The 26,067-nt window shown below is 32.7% G+C and carries 20 protein-coding genes; 15 read left to right on the forward strand and 5 right to left on the reverse strand.

Annotated elements, in window-relative coordinates:
• Positions 1 to 26: 26 nt before the first annotated feature.
• Together ACHRVX_RS17435 and ACHRVX_RS17440 are read left to right on the forward strand one after the other, a co-directional pair.
• A complete protein-coding gene (locus ACHRVX_RS17435; protein WP_395334457.1) occupies positions 27 to 1,034 on the forward strand; it encodes a 3-oxoacyl-ACP synthase III family protein in 1,008 nt (335 codons plus the stop codon).
• Positions 1,035 to 1,143: 109 nt separating this feature from the next.
• Positions 1,144 to 1,815, forward strand: coding sequence for a copper homeostasis protein CutC (locus ACHRVX_RS17440; RefSeq protein ID WP_395334459.1), 672 nt, complete (start codon positions 1,144 to 1,146; stop codon positions 1,813 to 1,815).
• A 90-nt stretch (positions 1,816 to 1,905) separates the two neighbouring features.
• Here ACHRVX_RS17440 and ACHRVX_RS17445 read toward each other — a convergent pair whose 3' ends face one another.
• Positions 1,906 to 4,320 carry a TonB-dependent receptor domain-containing protein gene (locus ACHRVX_RS17445; RefSeq protein WP_395334461.1) on the reverse strand — a complete coding sequence of 805 codons (2,415 nt, stop codon included), beginning with the start codon at positions 4,318 to 4,320 and terminating at the stop codon, positions 1,906 to 1,908.
• Positions 4,321 to 4,640: 320 nt separating this feature from the next.
• On the opposite strand from ACHRVX_RS17445, the gene argS reads away from it, so the two are divergent.
• Positions 4,641 to 6,419, forward strand: a complete 1,779-nt coding sequence (argS, locus tag ACHRVX_RS17450; RefSeq protein WP_395334463.1) for an arginine--tRNA ligase — start codon at positions 4,641 to 4,643, stop codon at positions 6,417 to 6,419.
• A gap of 71 nt (positions 6,420 to 6,490) precedes the next feature.
• On the opposite strand, the gene ACHRVX_RS17455 is transcribed toward argS, so the two are convergent.
• Positions 6,491 to 7,393, reverse strand: coding sequence for a DUF6607 family protein (locus tag ACHRVX_RS17455; protein WP_395334465.1), 903 nt, complete (start codon positions 7,391 to 7,393; stop codon positions 6,491 to 6,493).
• Between the two features lie 107 nt (positions 7,394 to 7,500).
• Between ACHRVX_RS17455 and ACHRVX_RS17460 the strand changes: the two genes are divergently transcribed.
• From ACHRVX_RS17460 to ACHRVX_RS17510, 11 genes are all read left to right on the forward strand, one after another.
• Positions 7,501 to 9,648 carry a TonB-dependent receptor plug domain-containing protein gene (locus ACHRVX_RS17460; protein ID WP_395334467.1) on the forward strand — a complete coding sequence of 716 codons (2,148 nt, stop codon included), beginning with the start codon at positions 7,501 to 7,503 and terminating at the stop codon, positions 9,646 to 9,648.
• Positions 9,649 to 9,660: 12 nt separating this feature from the next.
• Positions 9,661 to 11,073 carry an HmuY family protein gene (locus ACHRVX_RS17465; RefSeq protein ID WP_395334469.1) on the forward strand — a complete coding sequence of 471 codons (1,413 nt, stop codon included), beginning with the start codon at positions 9,661 to 9,663 and terminating at the stop codon, positions 11,071 to 11,073.
• A 275-nt stretch (positions 11,074 to 11,348) separates the two neighbouring features.
• Positions 11,349 to 12,830: an SGNH/GDSL hydrolase family protein gene (locus tag ACHRVX_RS17470; RefSeq protein WP_395334472.1), complete on the forward strand. Its 1,482-nt coding sequence runs from the start codon at positions 11,349 to 11,351 to the stop codon at positions 12,828 to 12,830.
• Positions 12,823 to 14,244 carry a GDSL-type esterase/lipase family protein gene (locus tag ACHRVX_RS17475; RefSeq protein WP_395334474.1) on the forward strand — a complete coding sequence of 474 codons (1,422 nt, stop codon included), beginning with the start codon at positions 12,823 to 12,825 and terminating at the stop codon, positions 14,242 to 14,244. Before ACHRVX_RS17470 ends, ACHRVX_RS17475 begins: the two co-directional genes overlap by 8 nt.
• A 1-nt stretch (position 14,245) precedes the next feature.
• Positions 14,246 to 15,931, forward strand: coding sequence for an MBOAT family O-acyltransferase (locus tag ACHRVX_RS17480; RefSeq protein WP_395334476.1), 1,686 nt, complete (start codon positions 14,246 to 14,248; stop codon positions 15,929 to 15,931).
• Positions 15,932 to 16,209: 278 nt separating this feature from the next.
• Complete coding sequence (gene ffh / locus ACHRVX_RS17485) at positions 16,210 to 17,562, forward strand: signal recognition particle protein (protein WP_395334478.1); 1,353 nt, start codon at positions 16,210 to 16,212, stop codon at positions 17,560 to 17,562.
• 136 nt (positions 17,563 to 17,698) lie between these two features.
• Complete coding sequence (locus tag ACHRVX_RS17490) at positions 17,699 to 18,583, forward strand: bifunctional 5,10-methylenetetrahydrofolate dehydrogenase/5,10-methenyltetrahydrofolate cyclohydrolase (protein ID WP_395334480.1); 885 nt, start codon at positions 17,699 to 17,701, stop codon at positions 18,581 to 18,583.
• Between the two features lie 364 nt (positions 18,584 to 18,947).
• Positions 18,948 to 19,562 carry a hypothetical protein gene (locus ACHRVX_RS17495; protein ID WP_395334482.1) on the forward strand — a complete coding sequence of 205 codons (615 nt, stop codon included), beginning with the start codon at positions 18,948 to 18,950 and terminating at the stop codon, positions 19,560 to 19,562.
• Between the two features lie 7 nt (positions 19,563 to 19,569).
• A complete protein-coding gene (locus ACHRVX_RS17500; RefSeq protein ID WP_055093284.1) occupies positions 19,570 to 19,860 on the forward strand; it encodes a transcriptional regulator in 291 nt (96 codons plus the stop codon).
• A gap of 138 nt (positions 19,861 to 19,998) precedes the next feature.
• Positions 19,999 to 21,387 (forward strand): DUF4173 domain-containing protein, encoded by a 1,389-nt coding sequence (locus ACHRVX_RS17505; protein ID WP_395334484.1) that lies wholly within the window; start codon positions 19,999 to 20,001, stop codon positions 21,385 to 21,387.
• A 186-nt stretch (positions 21,388 to 21,573) separates the two neighbouring features.
• Positions 21,574 to 22,524 (forward strand): magnesium transporter CorA family protein, encoded by a 951-nt coding sequence (locus tag ACHRVX_RS17510; RefSeq protein WP_395334486.1) that lies wholly within the window; start codon positions 21,574 to 21,576, stop codon positions 22,522 to 22,524.
• Between the two features lie 72 nt (positions 22,525 to 22,596).
• On the opposite strand, the gene rluF is transcribed toward ACHRVX_RS17510, so the two are convergent.
• The 3 genes from rluF to ACHRVX_RS17525 all read right to left on the reverse strand — a co-directional run bounded on the left by rluF (position 22,597) and on the right by ACHRVX_RS17525 (position 25,299).
• A complete protein-coding gene (rluF, locus tag ACHRVX_RS17515; protein WP_395334488.1) occupies positions 22,597 to 23,454 on the reverse strand; it encodes a 23S rRNA pseudouridine(2604) synthase RluF in 858 nt (285 codons plus the stop codon).
• Between the two features lie 334 nt (positions 23,455 to 23,788).
• A complete protein-coding gene (locus ACHRVX_RS17520; RefSeq protein ID WP_395334490.1) occupies positions 23,789 to 24,133 on the reverse strand; it encodes an antibiotic biosynthesis monooxygenase family protein in 345 nt (114 codons plus the stop codon).
• Between the two features lie 17 nt (positions 24,134 to 24,150).
• On the reverse strand, positions 24,151 to 25,299 hold the full coding sequence (locus ACHRVX_RS17525) for a cytochrome P450 (protein ID WP_395334492.1): 1,149 nt from the start codon (positions 25,297 to 25,299) through the stop codon (positions 24,151 to 24,153).
• A 73-nt stretch (positions 25,300 to 25,372) separates the two neighbouring features.
• On the opposite strand from ACHRVX_RS17525, the gene ACHRVX_RS17530 reads away from it, so the two are divergent.
• Entirely contained in the window at positions 25,373 to 26,053 is a 681-nt protein-coding gene (locus tag ACHRVX_RS17530) for an ArsR/SmtB family transcription factor (RefSeq protein ID WP_395334494.1), read from the forward strand.
• Positions 26,054 to 26,067: the final 14 nt, after the last annotated feature.

Here is a 26,067-nt window from a genome sequence, read left to right on the forward strand (position 1 = left end):
AAATTTTTAACAAATAATAAAAGAATATGTATCATTCAAAAATAGCGGGCTTAGGATATTATGTTCCTTCAAATGTTGTGACCAACGATGATTTGTCGAAGATTATTGATACCAATGATGAGTGGATTCAGGAGCGCACGGGAATTCAGGAGCGTCGCCACATTATTCGTGGGGAAGATACCACAACCACAATGGGAGTAAAAGCAGCTAAAATTGCTATTGAACGTTCTGGCGTTGCCAAAGAAGATATTGATTTTGTAGTTTTTGCTACATTAAGTCCGGATTACTATTTTCCAGGTCCCGGAGTTTTAGTACAACGCGATTTAGGATTAAGAACAGTTGGAGCATTAGATGTCAGAAATCAATGTTCTGGTTTTGTTTATGCTATTTCTGTGGCAGATCAATATATTAAAACCGGAATGTATAAAAATGTTTTGGTAATTGGTTCTGAGGTTCATTCAACAGGTTTGGATATGACAACTCGCGGGCGTGGAGTTTCGGTAATTTTTGGAGATGGAGCAGGAGCGGCTGTTTTAAGCCGTGAGGAAGATTTGACAAAAGGAATTTTATCTACGCATTTACATTCAGAAGGACAACATGCCGAAGAATTATCTTTGAAAGCACCAGGAATGGGAGCGCGTTGGGTAACGGATATATTGGCTGATAATGACCCAAATGACGAAAGTTATTATCCTTACATGAACGGACAATTTGTATTTAAAAATGCAGTAGTTCGTTTTGCTGAAGTAATTAATGAAGGTTTAGAAGCAAACGGTTTACAAGTTTCAGATATTGATATGTTAATTCCGCATCAGGCGAATTTGAGAATTTCACAATACATTCAAAACAAATTCAAACTGAGCGACGATCAGGTTCATAATAATATCCAGAAATACGGAAATACAACTGCAGCATCTATTCCAATTGCTTTAACAGAAGCTTGGGAACAAGGAAAAATCAAATCAGGAGATACAGTTGTTTTAGCTGCTTTTGGTAGTGGTTTCACTTGGGCAAGCGCAATCATTAAATGGTAAATTAATTCATCTTGCATTATATTTTTAAAACCTGCTCTTTTTTAGATCAGGTTTTTTTATATTTTAGTGTTTTGTTACACCAATAATTAAATCATCTCTTCAAATAACAATGAAAAAAAATCAACTTGAAATAGCCTGCTTCAATTACGAATCATCTATTATTGCGCAGGAAAGTGGTGCGGACAGAATTGAATTGTGTGATAATATGCAACTTGGCGGAACGACACCTAATGCGGTTTTAGCCGTAAGAGTTCGTGAAAAACTTTCAATTAAAATGCACGTTATCATCAGACCTCGTGGTGGAGATTTTGTTTATAGCGATGAAGAATTTGTGGAAATGAAACAAGATATAAAACAGCTAAAAAAACTAGGTGTTGATGGTTTTGTTTTTGGAATTTTAAATCCTGACGGGAGTGTCAATAAAAAGCAAAATCGGGAATTAGTCAATTTAGCCAGTCCGTTATCCTGTACTTTTCACCGTGCTTTTGATGTGGTTAATTCTTTTGAAAGAGGTATCGAGGATGTAATAGATTGTGGATTTAAAACTATTCTGACTTCCGGCAGAGGAAAAAACGTTGAAGAAGGATTTGACGATTTAATAAAGATTCAGCAACTTGCCAAAGACAGAATTGAAATTATGCCCGGGGGAGGTTTACGATCTTCAAATATTAAATTATTGCAGGAAAAACTGGAACCTACTTTTTACCATTCATCAGCTATTACAGATAATACAGAAACGGCAAATCCCGAAGAAATAAAAGAATTGAAAAATTTTCTATAGGTAATAAATAAAATAAGAAAAGCCTGGAGTTGGCAAACTCCAGGCTTTTCTTTTCTACAAAACTATTAAAATCTACTAATAGAAGTGGGATTAAAACATTCCGCCGCCACCTTTACTAGTGTTGTCTTCTCTTTGTTTGCGTTCTAAATTTTTGATTTTTGCACCACCAAAATTATATGTTAAACCTAAATAAACCGTTTGACTTTCCCATTTAAATTGTCCCTCATGCGCATATGGATACATAGCATCAAAAGAATATTTCATTGTATTGAAGACGTCATTAAAACGTAAACTGATGTTCATCTTACTGTCTAATAATGTATAACGTGAACCTATGTCCATTTTGTACATTTCGTGGCTATTATTTTGAAGTCCGTCAACTCCACCTCTGTAAAAACCAAATAATAAAAAGCTTAAACGTTTGTTTGCTTTAAAGTTTGAGTTCATTCGCCCATTAAATGCTGCAACAGTAACTTTTCTGTCAATTGGACTACTTGTTTGTGTTACAGGATCGTATGAAAATACAACTCCTTGTTGATCAATGCTTGAAAAATCAATAGATGGTGAAATATCCCACCATTTTGTTATTTTGTAATTAAATGAAACTTCAAAACCATAAGATGTGTTATGATCATAATTTGTATAAGTCAGGATTTGCTTATTACCAGTTGCATCAGTATCATCCGGATATAAAATTCTGCTTATTTGATCATTTATGCTTCTATAAAAAACACCTGTAGTAAAACTTCCTTTTTCAAAAGTTTTAGTATAATTTATTTCTACCGAATTAGTAAACTGTGGTCTTAATTCAGGATTTCCTACTGAAGTTACTAACGGAGTTGAAAATTCACGAATAGGTTTTGTCTGCTCTAAACTTGGGCGGTCAACACGACGGCTGTAGCTAAATTGCAAAGTATTTTTCTCGTTTAGGTTGTATGTAAAATACGCTGATGGATATAATGTAATATAATCATCATTAAATTTTTCAAGTCCGCTATTTAGATTAGCTTCTACTTTGTAGCTTTCAAAACGAGCACCTACTTGATAGCTGAATTTTTTAAATTTCTGACCAAATGTTACATAAGCTGAATAAATATCAGTATCATAAGTATAATTAGTAACCGGGATTGCTGCAAGTTGATTTCCTGTAATATAATCATTGTCAGTTTTAGTAAGTCTTGCTTCGGCACCAGCCTCAAGAGTCGTTTTCTCATTTAAAGGATTTACGTAATCAACATTCAGAGTAGTTAATTTGCGTGTTCCTTTTATATAATCATCATAAATAACATTGTTTTGAGTATTGTCAGTATTTATTGTCTGAGTATCAAAAGATGAATATTGAGTTTCCTTGTTATCACTATAATTTCCTTCAAAATCTAAAGTATGACCTTCTTTTTTAAAGATATGTTTGTAGGCTAAATTATAAGTACCAACCTCGTCTGGTCCTGAATATTTAGATTTTTGAAAGATATTGGCAACATCAGAATCGGCTACATTATTATAATCAATCGCAGTATCTACAAATCCTTTTCCGTTTGATTTATTTTGGTTAGTGTAGATAGATAACGTGTTATGATCGTCAATTAAATAATCCATACCAATTTTATATAAATAGGAGTCATTATCATTTAAAACATCAATTTTTTGAAGAACTTCAGGATCTAATCTTTTGATGAAACCATTGTTTTGATACGTTCCGAAGTTTTGTCCCACATTTCCAAAGAAATTTACTTTTCCGGTTTTGTAATTCAAGTTTAAAGATTGGTTGTATTTAGCCGTTTCTCCAAAAGTGATTCCCCCACTATAACTTCCGTTAAAACCAGTATTGGCATTTTTGTGTAAAACAATATTGATAATTCCGGACATTCCTTCAGGATTGTATTTTGCACTTGGATTGGTAATCAACTCGATTTTTTTGATAGAAGTCGATGGAATTTGTTTTAATAATTGAGCAGGATCAATATTAGATGGTCTTCCGTCAATTAATACACGAACATTGTCGTTTCCGCGAAGCGAAAGTTTTCCGTCCTGATCAACATTTACTGATGGAATGTTGTTCATAATATCAGAGGCAGAAGCTCCTGCAGTTGTCAAATCTTTCCCGACAGTAATTATTTTTCGGTCAATTTTTTGTTCTATAGTCGAGCGGTCACTTACGATATTGACACCTTTTAGTTGTGTTGCTTCCTCTTCAAGAGAAACATTGATTGTTGCTGTTTTTTTATTGTCACTTAAAATAATCGATCCTGTATATTTTTTAAATCCAATGTATTGAATTTCGATTGTATAACTTTTTAGGGCTAAGTTTTTGATGGCAAAAGCCCCATTATCGTCCGTATTAACTCCTGAAATCTGTTTTCCGTTGTCTTTGATTGTTACGGTTGCATAAGAAATAGGTGCGTTATTTGATTTTTCGGTAATTTTTCCGGAAACTGTTCCTGAGTTTTGGGCTTGTGCTGTTGCAATTACACCCAGTAATGCGAACAGAAAGAATTTTAATTTCATAATGTGGTATTGATTATTTTTGATTTGATTGATGATGATGATTGTTTTTTTGTTTTTTGTTTTTTCTTCAAAACGAATTCAAAGTTCTTATTAAGACTCTTTTGTCACAAATATGTTACAGGAAAAACTAAAAAAAATTATGTTTTTTTTAAGAAGCCCTGTTTTTTAATAGATTAGCATTTTAATTTTTTGATAATTTTAACAATCAGAATAAAATAATTTTTACGAAATTAGAAGTGTTTTGTTGTATTTTATATCTTTTTCATTTTCTGTAATTGGTGAATAAGCAGTATATTTGCTCACTTTAAAAATAAGTTTACATGTCATTATCACAAATTCTTACACCTTCTATACAAAAAGCAATACAAGCATTATTTGATGTTACTGTTGATAAAATTGAATTTCAAACCACTAGAAAAGAGTTTGAAGGCGATATTACAATGGTGATTTTTCCTTTGCTAAAAGTGATTAAAAGCAATCCTGTAGAATTAGGAAATAAAATTGGAAATTATCTGGTTGAAAATCTATCCGAAGTAATACGTTTTAATGTTGTTTCGGGATTCCTGAATATTGTAATTTCAGATAGTTATTATTTGAAATTCTTTAATGAAATAAAAGACAATCAAAAATTTGGATATGTAACGCCAAATTCTGATGATAAGGCAATTATGGTCGAATATTCTTCGCCAAATACCAATAAACCATTACATTTAGGACACGTTCGTAACAATTTGTTAGGATATTCTGTAGCTGAAATTATTAAAGCTTCGGGTAAAAAAGTCTACAAAACACAAATTATAAACGATCGTGGAATTCATATTTGTAAATCTATGCTCGCTTGGCAGAAATTTGGAAATGGTGAAACTCCTCAAAGTTCAAATTTGAAAGGAGATAAGTTAGTTGGTAAATATTATGTTGAATTTGATAAAGCCTATAAAGCTGAGATTTCTCAATTAATTGAAACTGGTAAAACCGAAGAAGAAGCAAAAAAACAAGCACCTGTAATTATTGAAGCACAAGAAATGCTTAAAAAATGGGAAGCCGGCGATGAAGAAGTAATTTCTCTTTGGAAAATGATGAACGAATGGGTTTATGAAGGTTTTGCTACCACTTACAGTAATTTAGGAGTTAATTTTGATAAATATTATTATGAAAGTAATACCTATTTATTAGGAAAAGATGTTGTTCAGGTTGGTCTTGATAAAGGTGTTTTTGAAAAAGATCCTGATGGTTCGGTCTGGATTGATTTGACAGATGAAGGTCTTGATCGTAAAATAGTTTTACGTTCTGACGGAACTGCTGTTTATATGACACAAGATATAGGAACTGCAATTCAGCGTGTAAAAGATATGCCGGATGTTGGCGGAATGGTTTATACAGTGGGTAATGAACAAGATTATCACTTTAAAGTATTGTTCCTGATCCTGAAAAAATTAGGTTTTGACTGGGCTTCAAGTTTGTATCATTTATCATACGGAATGGTTGATTTACCTTCGGGGAAAATGAAAAGCCGTGAAGGAACCGTTGTAGATGCAGATGATTTGATGCAGGATATGACCGATACAGCACAGCAAATCTCAGAAGATCTTGGAAAATTAGACAGTTATTCTGATGAAGAAAAGGCAAAACTGTATAAAACAATTGGTCTTGGAGCATTGAAATATTACATTTTAAAAGTAGATCCTAAAAAACGTATTTTGTTTAATCCTGAAGAATCTGTTGATTTTGCAGGAAATACAGGTCCGTTTATTCAATATACTTATGCCAGAATTCAATCAATCATACGTAAAGCCGATTTCGATTTTTCAGCAGAAACAAATACAGAAGAATTACACGAAAAAGAAAAAGAACTGGTAAAACAAATCGAACTTTTCCCGGAAGTAATTCAAAACGCAGCTCAAAATCACAGTCCGGCATTAATTGCAAATTATACATATGATCTGGTAAAAGAATACAATTCATTTTATCAGTCAGTACATATTTTAGGCGAAGTAGATTTGACAAAAAAAATATTCAGAGTGCAGCTTTCGCAAAAAGTTGCCGAAGTTATAAAAGCTGCTTTTACATTATTAGGAATTGAGGTTCCGGAGAGAATGTAAACTTAATTTATTACAACAAAAAAAGCCGATAGTCCTAAAACTATCGGCTTTTTCATAACTAACACAAATATTTATTTTACAAACTTGTTGATGATTGCATCCGTTTCAGCTTTTGTAGCAGTTGGTTTCAAATCAAACAAAAGAGAATAAAGTGCTTTTCTGTCTACTTTTGCTTCTAAGTTTAAGTCTTGATGTCTGTCAAAAAGAGTTTGCCATTTATCACGAACATTTTTCCAAAGAGCATTATTTTCCTTCCACCATTTTTGACCTGCAATACATTTAATGTCTGCCACTTTAGTGTAAACATCCATACCTTTTTCCTGCGCTAATAACACATCTTTTCCGCTGTCATCGCGAATAAGTTTGTCATTATCCTGCTCGTGATTCCATCCTGTAGCAGTAATTTCGTGAATGTTTCTTCTTTTTAAAACATTATAGTCGTTACGTTTTGTTTGCTCTCTTCTAGGTAAAGGAGCGTCAGCAACATTCGCCCAATAATCCTGTCCGTCAACATGAACCCAGGTTGAAGATCCTTCATATCTTGGACTATCATCTACCTGATATACTTTTTGAGTCCATTGACCTTTAACCGCTTTTTTGTCTAATTTTTTATATTTCCATGAACTTCCTTTGTCAAATGAGTATAAATCAGTGTTTTCATACAGCCAGTCTTGTCTCCAGTGTTTGATAATCATATCGTCACTTACTATTAATAAGTGTTGCATTACAATTTTGTTAGGAGTGTCTTCTAATAACTCTACCCATTCTAAAGCAGATTCATGTTTGGTTTCTGAAGGTTTATAAGTAGCAGAATCTTTAGGATATTGAAAAGTTTCTGTAAAATTAAATTTCACTTCGTAGCAACCACACATGGATTTGATTGATTTAATGTCTTGCTGTTTTTTGTCCTGACTGAAACCAAGACTACAAGTTAAAGCCATAACGGCTGAAAAATAGAGGCTTTTTGAAATCATAACTTATTATTTTGTTTTTAATATTTTTTTGCAAATATATATTTTTTATTTAGAACAAATAAAAATAGTTTCTATATTTGCCCCATTATTAAGAATCAATAAAAATAATGAAAATAAATTTTACCCTTTTTACAGTTGTTCTTTTTTGTCAAATATCTTTTGCACAACAAAAGGATACTACAGCTGTAAATAAACTTTCTGAAGTGGTTGTTACCGGACAATTATCTCCACAATCAATTAAAAAATCAGTTTTTAATGTTCGTGTCATTTCTCAGGAGACGATTAAGCAATTAGCAGCAAATAACCTATCTGATGTTTTAAATCAGTATTTGAATATTACCGTTAAAACAAGTGGAGAAGATGGACGTTCAACTGTTTCTATGTTTGGACTGGATTCGCAATATTTTAAAATTTTAGTTGATAATATTCCATTAGTAAGTGATACCGGAATGGGAACAAATGTTGATTTAACGCAGGTTAATCTTGATGATGTCGATCATATTGAGATCATCGAAGGGTCAATGGGAGTGACACATGGAGCTAGTGCAGTAAGTGGTGTTTTAAATATTATTACAAAAAAAGGCGGGGGATATAAATGGCAAATAGGCGCAACGATTCAGGAAGAAACAGTAGGAAACGAATATGGTCTTTTTGATAAAGGACGCCATATTCAATCAGTAAAAATAGCTCATAATTTTAATGAAAACTGGTTTGTGAATATTGGAGGAAATCGAAACGATTTTGCTGGATATTATGATAATAGAAAAGGAAAAGATTATGATGCAAATGATGGTTTAAGAGGATATACGCAGTTGCCAAAAGAACAACTTGTGGGTAATGCCATGTTAGGATATCATAAAAATGATTTTAATATTTTTTACAAATTCGATTACTATGGAGAAAATGTTGATTATTATAACCCAACTTTAATTCCACAAGATAATTACCCTTTTCCTGAAACTTATTTTTCTAATGATAGACGTTATATAACAAATCGTTATTATCATCATTTAAATTCTAATGGAAAGCTTTTTTCTAAATTGAATTATAATGTTTCTGTTTCAGAGCAAAAGCAAAAGCGCGATGTGGAGAAGTTTAATTATCAACTGGAAACAGGAGATGAATTTGATAATAAGCGAGAAACATATCAGTCTAAAGAAGTATTATATTCTACAGGAACCTTAAGTAATTTCTTTGATAGTAAAAAAGTTGATTTTCAATTGGGTTATGAAATAACAAATGAGAATGGTTTTTATGATGCAACTGCGGGAACGTTTAAAAATGAGAATCAACAATTAACAGATATTCGAAAAAGAATAGAAAACTACGATATTTTTACTGTAGCCGAAATTAATCTGACAGACAGATTTTCTATCCGTCCGGGAATTCGTTATTCTTTTCAGTCTTATTTTGAAAATCAATATGCAAGTTCTCTGGGACTAAGATATCTTTTCAAAAAAGGTTTAGAGATTAGAGCTTCTGTTGGAAAAGCATATAGAACTCCAAACTTCGATGAGCTCTATACTTATTTTGTAGACTCAAATCACAATCTTCAGGGAAATCCTGATTTGGTTCCTGAACAAAGCACTTCTTATGAATTAAGTTTTAAGCGTTCCTGTTTATTTGATTCCGGAGCTCAAATTGCTAATAATTTGGCTGTGACTTATATGGATGTTGATGATAGAATCGACATGGTTTTGACGCAGGTAATCCCAACTCAAAATTACAGATATGTAAATATCAATAAATACAAAATGTGGAATATTTCGACTACGGAGCAATACACGTACAAAAATTGGAATGTACAAGCTGGTGCGGCAGTAGTAGGTATTTCCCGAAAGTTAGATTTAGCCGCTTTGAATGTCACTTCAGATGATAAATTCCTTTATTCTCTACGTTTAAATTCTAGTATTTCATACAATATTCCTAAATGGAATACTTTGGTTGCTTTGTATTATAAATATAACGGACAACAGCAACAATATGTTGCAGGCACAGATACTGATGGCAGTACTAAATTCTTTTTAAGTGAAATAAATCCATATAGCTGGATGGATGCATCCATTCGCAAGACTTTCTTTAAGAACCAATTTGAAGTAACTGTCGGAGCGAGAAATTTATTTGATATAACAAATGTACAAACCATTCAAGGCGTTACAGCGGGAGGAGCTCATGCCTCAGGAAGTACGGATTTACTTTTGGGGTATGGACGATCTTATTTTCTTAAACTTACGTATAATCTAAATTTTAATTAATAAATAAATACCATGAAAAAAAACTTTATCTTAATGCTTTCCTTCGTATTACTGGCATTTACAGCTTGTAATAGCGATGATAATGATGGGCAGTCTATAGCTGTTGCATTTGCTGAATCTTCATATAACCTGACAAGTGCTGCAACACCTGTTCAAATAAAATTTTCTGCTCCTGCGGCTTCAGCTGGAACTATAACCCTTACATATACAGCAACAGCCGCTGCTTATACTACAGACTTTACTACAGTTCCTGCAATAGTCGAAAATAAAATAACATTACCTTTTGCGCAAAATGCAACTTCAGTTGAATTTACTTTTAATAAAATCAAAAATGCAATAGGAGCAGAAGTCAAAAATGTAATTTTTACTATTTCCGGTTCTTCTTTTAATGCTGATATAGTGGGTAACAAAACAATTCAGTTAAATTTTAATGAAACAGCTTCATTAGGTACAGCTTTAGCTCCTGAAGTTGGTGGTCCAATGCAGCCAAATCAGGTTTATATTGATTTAAGCAGCGGAAAAATGACAACAGCTGTAAGAACCTCTTGGGATTTAGGTTTTTATGGAGGAGCAGAATTTAGAATTGTATTGAACAGTTCATTAAAAATGGCTGCAAAACAATTAGCGTCTATTAATATTGATGAGGTTCAGGTTGCTGACGAAACTATGATTATTTCTCAGGGTCAAGGAAATGCAACACAAATTGATGATCCTACTGGATTATTCTCAAAAACAAATGGAATTGCAGAAGTTTCTTCTACAGATGCTGAAAACAAAGTATATCTAATAAATATGGGTAGTAATCCTGCTACTGTAAAGCCTGCTACAGGATCCGAAGGATCTGCTGGAGGAACATCAAGAGGATGGAAAAAAATCAGAGTTTTGAAAAGTGGAAGTGATTACAAAGTACAATATGCTGATATTGCAGCTACAACCCACGAAGAGATTATAATCTCAAAAAATAGCGCTTACAATTTTACATTTTTAAGCTTATTGGATAAAAAAGTAGTAAGTGTTGAACCACAAAAAAATCAATGGGATCTTAATTTTACAACTTTTACAAATATTATTCCAGGAGCAACTCCTACACCATATTTCTATCCGGATTTTGTGGTTAATAACTTAAAAGGAGGAGCAAAAACATATCAGGTTCTTACAAGTGCTTTTACATATGATGCATTTACATTAGCAAATGTTGATAATGCTAAATTTACTGAAGATCAAAGAAATATTGGTTCTAACTGGAGAAGTACTAGTGCTGCAGGCCCGGATGGAAATCCAGTTTCTCAATTTGTTCTTAAAACAGATCGTTTCTTTGTAGTTAAAGATCCTGCTGGAAATGTATATAAATTGAAATTTACAGGTGGTGCAAATGAAGCTGGAGAAAGAGGTTTCCCTAAATTTCAATATGCTATCTTAAAATAATACATAGTGAAATTAAAAACTATAAAGATTATTTTATACTAATTTATAAATGCGAGAGCATCTAAATCCAGTTAATCATTAGCTTTGTTTTTTTTATTTTTTTTTGATAAAGAGGTTAGATTCGTCTAACCTCTTTTTTTTGTTTTATTTTAATGTTAAAAACAATTCATAAATTAATGTTTAATTCTATCTTTGCGCATACTTTTTTATAGGGATTAACAGGAATTTTGATAAAAAAATTTAAAAGAATCCTTTCTTCAAATTTATAACTACTAGTGAATACAAAATCTTATTTTTTTCAGTCTTTTGCAATTGTAGCATTAGCTTTCGTAGCTTTCATTGGATTTAAACAAATCTTACCCGATAAAATTTTTCCGGATAGTAAAGTCGATTCTAAAAACGTGCTTATTGATAGTTTGCTGTTAGAATCAGTGGCAAACGATTCTCTGGCACTAAAGGGAGACAGCATTTCCGAAAGTGAAAAGAAAGAAGCGGGAGAGAAAATTAATTTTGATGCTGCCGAAGGAATCGAATTTCCATCTGAAACTTTCGATAATTATAAAGGATATCAGTATTTGATTTCTTTTTATGAAAAATTATACCAGCTTGAAAAGAATCCGCAAGCCAAAGTTAGGATTGCCTATTACGGAGATTCTATGACAGATGGTGATTTGATCGTACAAGATGTTCGATCTAATTATCAGGAACGTTTTGGAGGAAATGGTGTTGGTTTTGTTTCCATAACTTCAGAATCTGCTGCGTCACGAGCCTCTGTAAAATCATTGTATTCCAAAAACTGGAAAATGCAATCGTATTTAAATGTCAAAAAGCCAATAAGTCCATTTGGAGTAAATGGTCATGTTTTCTTTGCAAATGATAAAGTGAATTCAACTTGGGTTCAATACGAAGCCGGGACGAATAAATACGCCACAACTTTAGATAATCCCACATTATTTTACGGAAGATCATCTAAAAAAGGAAATGTGAATTTCATTATCGGGAAAGATACTTTACGAAAAAGCCTTGTTCCGAATAATTTGATCAATACTTTAAAAGTAACTTCGGGAAGTATAAAAGCATTCAAAGCAAATTTTGTCCATGCCGATTCAATTCCAATTTATGGATTCAATTTTGATAACGGAAGTGGAGTTCATGTTGATAATTTCTCGCAAAGAGGAAATTCAGGATTGCCAATTTCTATGTTCAACGCAAATGTAATGCAGGGATTTAATAATGTTTTAAAATACGACCTGGTTATTTTGCATTACGGAACTAACGTTTTAAACTACGGAACCAAGAATTATTCATGGTATCAAAGAGGAATGACAAAAACAGTAAATAAAATTAAGGAATCTTTTCCGGGAGTTTCTATTTTGATTATTTCAACAGCTGATAAATCGACTAAATATGATCTGGAAATGAAAACAGATTCTGCTGTAGTTCCATTAATGAAAGCACAAAAACGATATGCTCTTGAAACCGAATCAGGATTTGTAAATTTATACACTTTAATGGGCGGCGACGGATCAATGGTAAAATGGGTTGATGAATCTCCTGCAAAAGCCAATAAAGATTATACGCACTTCAACCAACGCGGGGCAAAAGCAATAGGTAAATTATTATACGATCAATTAAATAAAGGATACGAACAATACAAGGGACTTAGGGAAAACAGAGAAACTGTGACCAAACGGAAAACAGTCAGAAAAACAAATACAGATTCCGTTTCTGTAATAAAAGATAGCGTAAATGAATAGACTTATTATTTTCTTTTGTTGTCTTTTTTTCTCAACAAACGATAAAGCAAAAGATACAGATTCACCTCCAATAACAAAAAACATGGTTCATAAAGTCGATACAGCAGCCGTTGATTCTTTTTCGCAGGATAGGATCTATAATGCAGAAGCTTTAGAAAGAGTTTTTGAGAAATTGAAGGATAATGAAAGCCATAACAATAAGAAAATAAATATCGTACATATTGGAGATTCTCATATTCAGGGAGATTTGATGACAAACGATATTAGAAAAAATCTGCAAAGAAAATTCGGGAATGCGGGACGTGGTTTAGTTTTTCCTTATCAGTTGGCAAAAACAAACGGTTCTTATAATGAACGTTTTTATTCGAACAGAACGTGGGAAAGTTATAGAAACATTCATCCTTTTAAAAGTGTGCCAATTGGTTTAAGCGGAATTGCACTCTGGAGAGATACTAATGGTTTTGCTGTAGAATTGCATATTAAAGACGCTGATTATAAGTTTAATTCAATTCAGATTATAACGCCTCAGAATCAGGATATGTTTGATTTGGCAATATCATCTCAAACAAAAACAATTCAGTCAACAGAACGTAAAATTATAACGCATAAAATAAAAAAAGGCGAAGCAATTTCAACAATTGCTGATAAATACAATATTTCGATTGCCGAAATAAGACGGGAAAATCATTTAAAGTCAAATAATATTCGTGCCGGAAGAACGTTAAAAATCCTGACAAATGAAACAAAACCTAAAAACATAACAAGCTCAGAATTTGTTTCTTTAGATCTTCAGTCTGATTCTAATTCACATTATTATCATTCAGATAAAGCATTAGATAAAATTTTTCTGATTCCGAACAAAGAAGCTTCAAAATATGAACTAAACGGACTTGTTTTAGAAAAAGATAATTCAGGTTTAATTTATAGCAGTATTGGTGTAAACGGTGCTAAATTTTCAGACTATAATAAATATCCCTTATTCTTTGAACAGCTAAAAGCTTTACATCCTGATTTATTGGTTTTTTCGTTAGGAACAAATGAAAGTTATGATCACATGGAAGCTTCGGCTTATATTAAAGAATTGCGATTGTTCATTAAAAATATAAAAGATCAAAATAGTAATGTTGCCATAATTGTAATGACGCCGCCGCCTTCGTTACTCAAAGCAAGAAAACCGAATATTTACATTCGGGATTATGCAAAAAGTATTATTGAAATTGCAAAAACAGATGGATTTGCAGTTTGGGATTTGTACGACGAATTTGGAGGTATGGACGGAATCCGAAATCTAAAAGCAGCGGGATTAATAGGTCCGGATTGGGTTCATTACTCTAAAAAAGGATACGAAAAACAAGGGAATTTGTTTTCAGAAGCATTTATAAAAGCATACGATAATTTTAAATTAAAAAATTAAGTTGATTACAACAGATAGCATAAATAATTGGTTTGTTCAAAATTTTGGTACAGTTACTATAGAACAAGCTAAAAGTTGGTTTATATACAATCCTGAAGAAAAACTATTATTTAATACCGGTTTATTCTTAGGGTTGTTTCTTGTGTTTTATTTTGTGTATGCTTTTTTACGCAAAACATTTTATTTGAGATTAACATACGTTATTCTCTTCTCACTTTTCTTTTATTATAAGTCAAGCGGAATTTACTTTTTACTGTTATTGCTTTCCTCAGTTGTAGATTATGGCTTAAGCCAAATAATTTACAGAGAAGCAAAAGACAGCCGAAAAAAAATCTACCTCGTTATAAGTGTAATCCTGAATTTAGGATTATTGGGGTATTTTAAATACATGAATTTCATGATTGTGACTTACAATGATATGTTTCAGGGTAATTTCCAGCTTCATGATATTTTTCTTCCTGTAGGGATTTCGTTTTATACATTTCAGTCGATGAGTTATATCATTGAGATTTATCGCGAAGAAATTAAGCCAACAAAAAACTACATTGAATATTTGTTTTTCGTTTCATTTTTCCCGCAATTAGTTGCCGGACCAATTGTTAGGGCAAAAGATTTCCTGCCACAGATTTATCAAAAACTAAACCTGACCAAACAAGATGTCAACAATGCGTTGTTTTTAATCATTGGCGGATTAATAAAAAAAACAGTAATTTCAAATTACATCTCAATAAACTTTGTGGATCGTGTTTTTGATACGCCAATGAATTATACGGCATTCGAAAATTTAATGGCATCTTATGGATATGCTATTCAAATTTATTGTGACTTTTCAGGATATTCAGATATGGCAATTGGAATCGCTTTGTTATTAGGATTCAAATTACCAGCCAACTTTAGAACGCCTTATAAATCAACTTCGATAACTGATTTCTGGAGAAGATGGCATATTTCGTTATCAACCTGGTTAAAAGATTTCTTGTATATTTCTATAGGAGGTAACAGAGAAGGAACATTCGCAGGCTTTTTATTCCCAAGTTTATTCTTCTTCGGATTATTACTTTGGGGAATTTCAAACATCAATGAAAGTTTTATTCCGTTAGCAATAGCAATTGCATCCATAGCGCTGTTTTGTTTGACATTCTTACTTTCGAAAAAGAAAAACCAAACACTGGTAACAAATTTCAATCTCTTTACCACAATGCTTTTAGGAGGATTATGGCATGGAGCCGGCGCGCAATTTATTGTTTGGGGAGCCTTACACGGATTAGCATTAGCAGTTCATAAAATGTTCATGGAATTTTTTCCTTCCAAAAAAGAGGGCAAAGGTTCCAATTTCTTATGGACAATTTTCTCAATCCTAATTACATTTCATTTCGTAGTTTTCTGTTGGATCTTTTTCCGAGCCAGAGATTTCGAGACAGCCTTACAGGTCATTAACAATATTGGTCAGTTAACTTTCGAACCGGAACAATGGAAAGTAATAGTTTTAGGATATAAAAATGTGTTTTTATTGATGCTTTTCGGTTACGTTTGGCACTTTTTACCTGAAGTATTCACATCAAAAATGAAATTTGTTTTCGATAAAACACCTTTAATAGGAAAAGCAATTATCCTTGGTTTCGTTTACTGGATAGTTTACGCAACAGCCGTTGCTGGTTCACAACCTTTTATTTATTTTCAGTTTTAGAAAAAAAGGTTCAAAGGGACAAAGTTACAAAGGCGCAAAGGTTTTATTCTTTGCGCTTTTTTTGTTTCACGCCGAGTTAGCAGATCTATATGATTTTTTTCATACTTAAAATAAAAAATAATCTGCCTAATATGCTAAAACTGCGTCAAACAAACTTTGCGCCTCCGTAGCAAAAAAAACTTCGTGCCTTAGTGCCTTAGTAGCAAAAATGCACTTAAATAAAAATTGCCTGAAATACCTAATTAGATTATCTTTGCACTTCAAATAAAGAAAAAATTATGTTTGATAATTTAAGTGATAAGTTAGATAAAGCGTTCCATATATTAAAAGGACACGGTAAAATTACAGAAGTAAACGTTGCCGATACCTTAAAAGAAGTTCGTCGTGCCTTATTAGACGCCGATGTTAACTTTAAAATTGCCAAAGATTTTACAACCAAAGTAAAAGAAAAAGCAATTGGTCAGGACGTTTTAACCACACTTCAGCCTGGACAATTATTGGTGAAGTTAGTAAAAGACGAGTTGACAGAATTAATGGGTGGTGATGTTGCAGGAATCAATCTTTCCGGAACACCAAGCGTTATTTTAATGTCAGGACTTCAGGGGTCTGGTAAAACAACTTTCTCCGGTAAGCTTGCCAACTTTTTAAAAACAAAGAAAAATAAAAAACCACTTCTTGTAGCGTGTGATATCTACCGTCCTGCGGCGATCAATCAGTTGCATGTTGTTGGGGATCAAATAGGTGTTGAGGTGTACTCAGAACCGGATAATAAAAATCCTGTTGAAATTGCTCAAAACGCGATCAAACATGCAAAAGCAAACGGTTTCAACGTTGTTATTGTCGATACGGCCGGTCGTTTAGCAGTAGACAAAGAAATGATGGATGAAATTGCGCGTGTTCATAAAGCAATTCAGCCACAGGAAACTTTGTTTGTTGTGGATGCAATGACAGGACAAGATGCAGTAAATACAGCAAAAGCGTTCAACGATATCCTTAATTTTGATGGAGTTATTTTAACGAAATTAGATGGAGATACACGTGGTGGAGCCGCAATTTCGATTAAAACTGTTGTAAACAAACCAATCAAATTTGTGGGTACAGGCGAGAAGATGGAAGCAATTGATGTTTTCTATCCGGATCGTATGGCGGAGCGTATCTTAGGTATGGGTGACGTTGTGTCGCTTGTAGAAAGAGCGCAGGAACAATTTGACGAAGAAGAAGCCAGAAAACTTCAAAAGAAAATCGCTAAAAACGAATTTGGTTTTGATGATTTCCTGACTCAAATTCAGCAGGTAAAGAAAATGGGTAATATGAAAGACCTGGTTGGAATGATACCGGGAGCTTCAAAAGCCATGAAAGATGTAGAAATAGAAGATGATGCTTTTAAACATATCGAAGCAATCATTCACTCAATGACACCAATCGAAAGAAGCAAACCTGCCATAATCGACGTAAAAAGGAAAGCCAGAATAGCTAAAGGTTCCGGAACCAAAGTCGAGCAAGTAAATCAGTTAATGAAGCAATTCGACCAAATGAGCAAAATGATGAAAATGATGCAAGGTCCTGGCGGAAAAAACCTGATGAAAATGATGGGAGGCATGAAAGGAATGCCAGGCGGAATGCCGAAATAAAGAAAAACAAGAAAAAAGTTTCAAGTTTCAGGTTTCAAGTTTTGAGACTGAAATTTGAAACTTTTTTCAATAAATATAGTTTCGTTTTAACCTGAAACTTGAAACAAAATAAACTTTAAACCTGAAACAAAAAATAATGCAACTACTAGACGGTAAAAAAACAGCTGAAGACATTAAAAACGAAATTGCAGCCGAAGTTCAATCGATAAAAGATGCCGGAGGAAAAGTACCTCATTTGGCAGCCGTAATCGTTGGTACAAACGGGGCAAGTTTAACTTACGTAGGAAGTAAAGTAAAATCTTGCCAGCAAATAGGCTTCGATTCCACTTTAGTAAGTTTACCCGAAGATATTACCGAAGAGGAGTTATTGGCAAAAATCAAAGAACTAAACGAAGATGATAATCTTGACGGTTATATCGTTCAGTTACCTTTGCCAAAACACATCGACGAGCAAAAAATCTTACTGGCAATCGATCCTGATAAAGATGTTGACGGTTTTCATCCAACAAATTTTGGAAGAATGGCACTTGAAATGGAAAGTTTCATTCCTGCAACACCATTTGGAATTATGGAATTGTTAGAGCGTTACAAAGTTGAGACTGCCGGAAAACATACGGTTGTTATTGGCAGAAGCCACATTGTTGGTCGCCCAATGAGTATTTTAATGAGCCGCAAAGGAAATCCTGGAGATTCTACAGTAACCTTAACCCACAGCCGAACTAAAAATTTAGCTGAATTCACTAAAAATGCTGATATTATTATCACCGCCTTAGGAGTTCCAGAATTTTTAAAAGCAGATATGGTGAAAGACGGAGTAGTAGTAATTGACGTTGGAATCACAAGAGTTGACGATGCTTCAAATCCAAAAGGCTACGTAATCAAAGGAGATGTTGCTTTTGATGAAGTAAGCAAAAAATCATCATTTATAACGCCAGTTCCTGGTGGAGTAGGACCAATGACAATTGCAATGCTGCTTAAAAATACGCTTTTAGCAAGAAAGATGAGAAGCGCCAAAAAATAATTCTTTTCAAATAATAATAAACAAAGCCTATTCAATCGAGTAGGCTTTGTTGTTTTATATACTCTGGGCGTGACCGTATTTACAAAGGGCGCTACTTAACATGCTGCTTATGTGCGCCTTTTGTAAATACAGTCGGGCTATCCACGCTACTTCGGTAGCTAGCTCCTATCCCTCACGCAACTATCGCAAAAAAAATTATGCAGTCTAAAGCGCAATTCGCAAAGCTTTGCGAACTTTGCGTAATCCTTTGCGGACTTTGCGGTAAAATTAATGCCTACACTAAATTAAAAATCAAAAAAAAATCACTTTTTATATTTGTCAATTCAAAATAAAACATAACTTTGCACTACAAAGTACTTTATTTATGAATCAGAAGCACCAAGAAGATTTAGCACACATTCGTTCCATGATGGAGCGCTCTTCAAGATTTATATCCCTAAGCGGACTCTCAGGAGTATTTGCAGGTCTGTCAGCATTGATTGGCGGATTGTACGTGTATCAATTATTCAAAGCAAACGGAATCGAATATTTTGCTGGGGAACAAATTACTATTCCTGCTAGTTTAGTTACTCAATTATTTTATACCGGATTAATCATTTTGGTTTTTGCTTTCGTTTTCGGACTTACTTTTACCATAAGAAAAAGCCGAAAATACGATTTGCCTATTTGGACATCGGCAACAAAAAACATGCTCTTCAATTTAGCCGTCCCGTTATTGGCCGGAGGTATTTTTTGTCTGGCACTTTTGCATCACGAAATTTATGGTTTTGTTGCACCAACGACTTTAATTTTCTACGGTTTAGCACTTATAAATGCCGAAAAATATACTTTTTCAGACATTAAATATTTAGGATTCTGTGAATTAGTTTTAGGTTTTATTTCTCTTTTTTATATTGGATATGGTTTAGTTTTTTGGATCATAGGATTTGGTATTTTGCATATCTTGTACGGATTAGTAATGTTCAAAAAATATAAATAATCCACAAATGGGAATTATTGATAAACTAAATAAAGATTTTGAAAGTCGCGTCAGATTGGGAATTATGTCCGTTCTGATGGTGAACGAATGGGTTGATTTTACAGAGATGAAAAATCTTTTAAATATCACAGATGGTAATTTAGCCAGTCATTCATCAGCACTTGAAAAATCAGAATATATTGAAGTTAAAAAAGAGTTTGTGGGTAAAAAGCCTAAAACATCTTACCAGGTAACTCCCAGAGGACGTGCGGCCTTTAAAGAACACCTTTCGTACCTTGAAAAATTAATGAAATCGTAATAACTCTATTTTTTTACCTAAATGCTTTGAATTACAAAGTACTTTTAAAATTTAAAATAATGAAATCGCCACTAAAAAACAAAACCTATAAAAAAAGGCGATAACATATTTGACCTCTAATAAATAAATTCAACAAATATGAAAAGACACCAAATTATTCTCGCTTGCAGTATAGTATTTACACTGCTTTTTTACAACGAATCAATAGGAGTAAACCTCGCTATTTTCGGATTAGTATTAACCGGTTCAATCTGTTATTTCTTTCAGGACCGATTTACAGACAGATCGCATTTGATCCTCGTGGTTACTTCAGTTTTATCTTGTCTGGCTTTTGCCTGGTACGGCGATTTTGCTTCTTTTTTAGCTTTGGCAATGTCCATTCTCTTTTTGCAGTTTAAAATCCAGGAATCAAAACTTAAAATCATACAAGTTTTTCCATTGGTGTTTTTAAATGCATTCGCTTCGATTGGTCGTATTTTTATGTTCAGCCAATGGCTTCCGGAAAAGAAAATTCATAATAATTTTGCCAAGAAATTGGTGGCTTATTTCATCATTCCGGGAATTTTTATTATAGTCTTTTTTACAGCCTATTCTTTTGGAAGCTCGCATTTCTCGTCTTTATTGACAGATTATACTTTAGATATCGATATTGTAGAAGTTATCTTAATTGGAGCTTTAGGGTTTTATATTTCATTCAGTTTCTGGAATTATTGGGTACCAGAAGTTTGCTATGAAAAAAATGAATTACTAGACAATGATTTCAATAATAAAGCTGAGATTAAAAATCAGAATACATTTTCGTTTTTAGATATTGACTTCGAAAGAAAAAGTGGTGAGATCACTTTAGTATTACTAAATATTATGCTTTTAGTATTTATTGTAACGTACAATTACGAACAGTTTTTTGAAGTGATAGCAAAATCAAACTTAAGTGCAGATACGCACGAAAGAGTAAACTCAGTAATCTTTTCTATTATTATGGCTGTTGGAGTAATTATGTTCTATTTTAAAGGTGGATTCAATTTTGATGCAAAAGCTGTTAACCTTAAGAAACTGGCTAAAATCTGGATCGTCTTAAACGGACTTTTAATCGTAAGTACCATCATTAAAAACTCAGAATACATTTCAGTTTTCGGATTAACCTACAAACGATTAGGAGTTTACGCCTTTCTTATTTTGGCAATTATAGGGTTAGTTTTTGTATTTTTTAAAATTACAAAGCAAAAAACAAATGCTTATCTGGCAAACCAAATGGTGTGGTATTTTTACGGAACGGTTTTGTTATGCAGTTTTGTAAACTGGGGAAATCTAATTACTACTTATAATATTTCTGTCAATAAATGTGTTGAACCAATATTCCTGAGTGGTTTGAATTTTAATGACGATGCCCGAAGAGAATATTTTTCAAAACTTCATTTAGATGGAAAATCAACTGAAATTAGAAAAGAAAATGAAATAGAGGAATATCAAAGCAAAACATTTCTCTCAAAAGCATTGTACTATGAGTTTTTGAATAATAAAAAGTAATTTCTTTCATGAAACCACCTTTAGTAAAATACTCAAGATGGTTTTTTAGTATTTAATTATAATTTAAAAGTTTCGGGTTTTAAAAAGAAAGAATACTTTTGCACCACTTAAAAAAAACTTCTCCAATGGACGATTATTATTCGTTAGTATTAAATTAAAATAGCTTTTGAATTATTTCAAAATGCTATGATAAAACCCTGCAATTTTGAAATGAAAGCCTTTTACAAAAACAACAACGGATTAATCGAGACTCAGGAATGGACTCCAAACTGCTGGATCAACATTGAAGCTCCTTCAGAAACAGAAAAAAAATACTTATTAGAAGAACTTCAAATTCCCGAAGCTTTTTACAATGATATTGAAGATATCGACGAAAGACCTCGTATGGAATCTGAAGATGGCTGGACTTTGTTTATCATGCGTATTCCTGTAAAAAGTAATGATGTTAAACTGCCTTTTCAAACCATCCCTTTGGGATTAATTTTTAAAGAAGATGTTTGCGTTACTATTAGTTTTTACGAAACAGAAATGATTGCTGATTTTGTACAATACACCAACCGGAAAAACATTCACATAAGAGATAATTTTGATCTCGTTTTACGATTGTTATTATCCTCCAGTGTTTGGTACTTAAAATATCTGAAACAAATCAATCAAAAGATCAAACTGGCCGAAGATAATTTAGAGAAATCTATCAAAAACGAAGAATTACAGGCACTTTTGCAAATAGAAAAATGTCTGGTGTTCTTTATTACTTCCTTAAAAGGAAACGATGTTTTGTTTCACCGAATTAAAAATCTAAAAGCTCAAAGAGAACATTTTGATCAGGATTTATTAGAAGATGTGGATATCGAATTAAGTCAGGCACAAGACACTGCAAATATCTACAGCAATATCTTAACCGGAATGATGGATGCTTATGCCTCAGTTATTTCAAATAATATGAATAATATTATGAAGCAAATGACTTCAATTTCTATTATTTTAATGATCCCCACTTTAATTGCCAGTTTATACGGAATGAACGTGCCGAATGGTTTAGAAGAAAGCAAATACGGAATCTGGATATTACTTTTAGTATCTGTAATCTTATCTATTGTTGGTGTTTATTTATTCAAAAGAAGAAGATGGTTCTGATAAAGTAATTCAGAATGCATTATATAAAAAGACCCTTTCGCTAAAACGAAAGGGTCTTTTTTATAAGATCAATTAGTAATCTCCTTTTTTCTTAAATCTGGGATCATCTTTTGAGATAAAATCTGTTCGTCGTTTAGGAACATCATCTTTTGATAAAAAATCAGTTCTTCGTCTTGGAGTTGGAGTTTCAACTTTTGGCAAACTTGCCTCTTCGGTTTTGCTTGATGGTTCAATTAAATGATTTAACTCTTTAATTTCATCATCAGTTAAATCACGATAACGGCCAACGGGAATATCCAGCGAAATATTGATAATCCGGATACGTTTAAGTGCCGTAACATCATAACCCAAATATTCAGTCATTCTACGAATTTGTCGGTTTAAACCTTGCGTTAAAATGATTTTAAAGGTGAATTGGCTGATTTGCTCTACTTTACATTTTCGGGTAACTGTATCTAAAATCGGAACACCATTTCCCATGCGTTGTATAAAACGTTCCGTGACAGGTTTGTTTACCGTAACTGTATATTCTTTTTCGTGATTATTTCTGGCGCGCAAAATCTTATTCACGATATCACCATCATTGGTCATAAAAATTAATCCTTCACTGGCTTTGTCCAGACGACCAATTGGGAAAATACGTTTAGGGTAATTAATATAATCCACGATATTATTGCGAACTTCAAGGTTTGTAGTACATTCAATTCCAACAGGTTTATTAAAAGCAAGATACACAAGTTTTTCATGTTTCTCTACAATCAACTTCCCGTCAATACGTACTTCATCATTCTGAGAAACTTTAGTTCCCATTTCCGGTACAACACCATTTATTGTCACGCGTCCTTCCTCAATAAGTTTATCAGCTTCACGGCGGGAACAATATCCTGTTTCACCAATAAATTTATTCAGACGTTTTAAATTCTCTTCCATACTGCAAAAGTAAGCAAAATTTAGACTTCTTAGAATTTAGATTATTAGATCTTTAGATTGTTGGATCTTTAGATTGTTGGATTATTGGATTTTAGATTTTTAGTTTTTTAAATTCACACAATCTTGTCATCCTGAGGGACGAAGGATCACACGAGTAATTCCGTAAAGAAAGTTGACAATCTTTGTCGAGTTTCTGGTGCGATCCTTCGTTCCTCAGGATGAAAAAGCATATGGTTATTACATCTAAAAAAACTTAGCAACTCAGCAACTCAGAACCTTAGAGACTAAAAAAAAACCTTTGACCCTTTGAACCTCTGCACCTTTGAACCTTTTGTTAAGAATGAAACTGCGAACTATCGCTAGGCGTTTCTTTTCGTTCAAACATTCCATAATCACGAACTACAGTGGCAATCCTTAAATGATAATCCTTAAAAACTTCATTTCTGCCTTTAGCCTGAGCGTGGCGATGCATTTCCAGATTTCGCCATTGCTGGATACTTTCTTCATCTTTCCAGAAAGATAACGACAAAACTTTATCAGGATCACTAAGACTCTGAAAACGTTCTATCGAAATAAAACCTTCGATATAGTCTAATTCAGGTCGCAGATTTGCTGCAATTTCAAGATATTCTGCTTTTTTTCCTTCGTTAGGAATTACTTCAAAAATTACTGCTATCATAATTTGTATTTTTATTATTATATTGAAATCCGGATTTCTTTTGGTAATCTGGCATTAATCAAGGATTCGTATTGAATGTTATTTTCTAAAAGAGTACTATTTTTAAAGTTTTCAAATAAATACCATAAAGCTTCTGTGGCTATTTGAATCGAAAAATATTTTGCCAAACATTGATGACCGCCAATTCCAAAAGTTAAATTGTCGTTATTATTAGTACGATTACTATTGAAAATTGATGCATTATCAAATTTTTCTGAATCGCGATTTGCCGCTGCAAGAACAACTAAAACGGAATCACCTTTTTTAATTAAAGTATTTCCTAAGATAATATCAGCATTTGTAATTCTGCGAGTATTATGAATTGGCGGATCAAATCGTAAAGTTTCAAGAATGGATTTTTGTATTTGTGTTTTATCAGCAAAACTTTTGTGTTTGATAATCTGTAATAGCGAATTACTCAAAATTCCACGACCGGCATCATAACTTTGAATAAACAATCCAATCAAATTACTAACAAATTTTGTTTTGATTTCGTCAGGCAAAAGTTTATGCGATCTTGATATTTTAATCAATGAATCTTCATATAAAGATTGAATTGATAAATGATTTTCGATTATAAAATAAAGATATTCTGAAATCTCATTGATAGATTTTATCTGTTCCTCAGTTTTATTCGGAAGCATAATTTTGGATATAATTTCTATTTTATCCGAAATAAATTCTGAATCATTATCACTAAATTCAAAACTTTTTAAAAGAATAAGAATTGGCAATTTTTTACAAACCGAATTAACCCAGTCTATTTTATTTTCGATTGAATCCTTTTCAATTAATTGAGAAAGGATCGTTTCTACAGCTATAGATTTCATATTTGAAAATAGCAACAAGGCAATTTCTCTCGAAATTTCATGCTGAATTCCATTTGATAAACGAGTTAAATTAGTCAAAATAGTTAAAGCATATTTGTTTAATTTTTGTTCGTTATTTTCATTTACAATTGGAATAAATGCATTGGTATTTTTTAAAAATTCAACACAATATTCATAAGAATAAATTGCCCAGATTTTATTTATTTCATCCCAATATATTGGGTTTTTGTCCAACATAGTTTCGTATAATGAAAATGGATCGCGAACATCAGACTGAAGAAATAAAGTAGAAGACATATCAATTGTTTTTAGCAAAGTTATTTAACTTTACAAAGGAATACTTCATTCTATACTTAACTATGAATACTTAATGGAAGATCAATTTATAAAAGCAGCAACATTAATTGGGGATCCAACCCGCGCATCAATTATGTGGACTTTGCTGGACGGAAGAGCTTTTACAGCTACTGAATTAGCGATTTCGGCAAATACATCTCCGCAAAATATAAGTATGCATTTAGGAAAACTTCTTGAAGCCAATTTACTTTACGTAGAAAAACAAGGCCGTCATAAATACTATAGGTTTTCAAATAAGGAAGTTGCTTATGTTGTCGAAGCAATGGCAAATCTTATTCCGAAACCTGAAATTACTTCAAAAAAGAAAACTGAAAATTATCCTCCTGTAAAATATTGCAGAACGTGTTACGATCATTTGGCAGGGAAAATTGGCGTCGCTTTAGCGGATAGTTTATTAGAGCAAAAAATAATTATAGAAAATAATAATGCTTTTGAAATTAGTACTAAAGGTGTAAAATGGTTCTCAGACTTTGGAATTAATATTGAAGATGCTCAAAAACAGAAACGAATATTTTTAAAACCATGCCTGGACTGGAGCGAACGAAGAAATCACATTGCAGGTTCAATAGGAACATTTTTATTGAATAAAATGCTCAACGAAGACTGGATCAGAAGAACCGCAAACTCAAGAGCAATAGTTATCACTGGAAAAGGAGAAAAAGAATTTTTAAAGTATTTTCAAATTGTTGTTTAGATAGTGGAGACTTC

Source organism: Flavobacterium sp. FlaQc-47, assembly GCF_044006475.1.
Taxonomy (GTDB): domain Bacteria; phylum Bacteroidota; class Bacteroidia; order Flavobacteriales; family Flavobacteriaceae; genus Flavobacterium.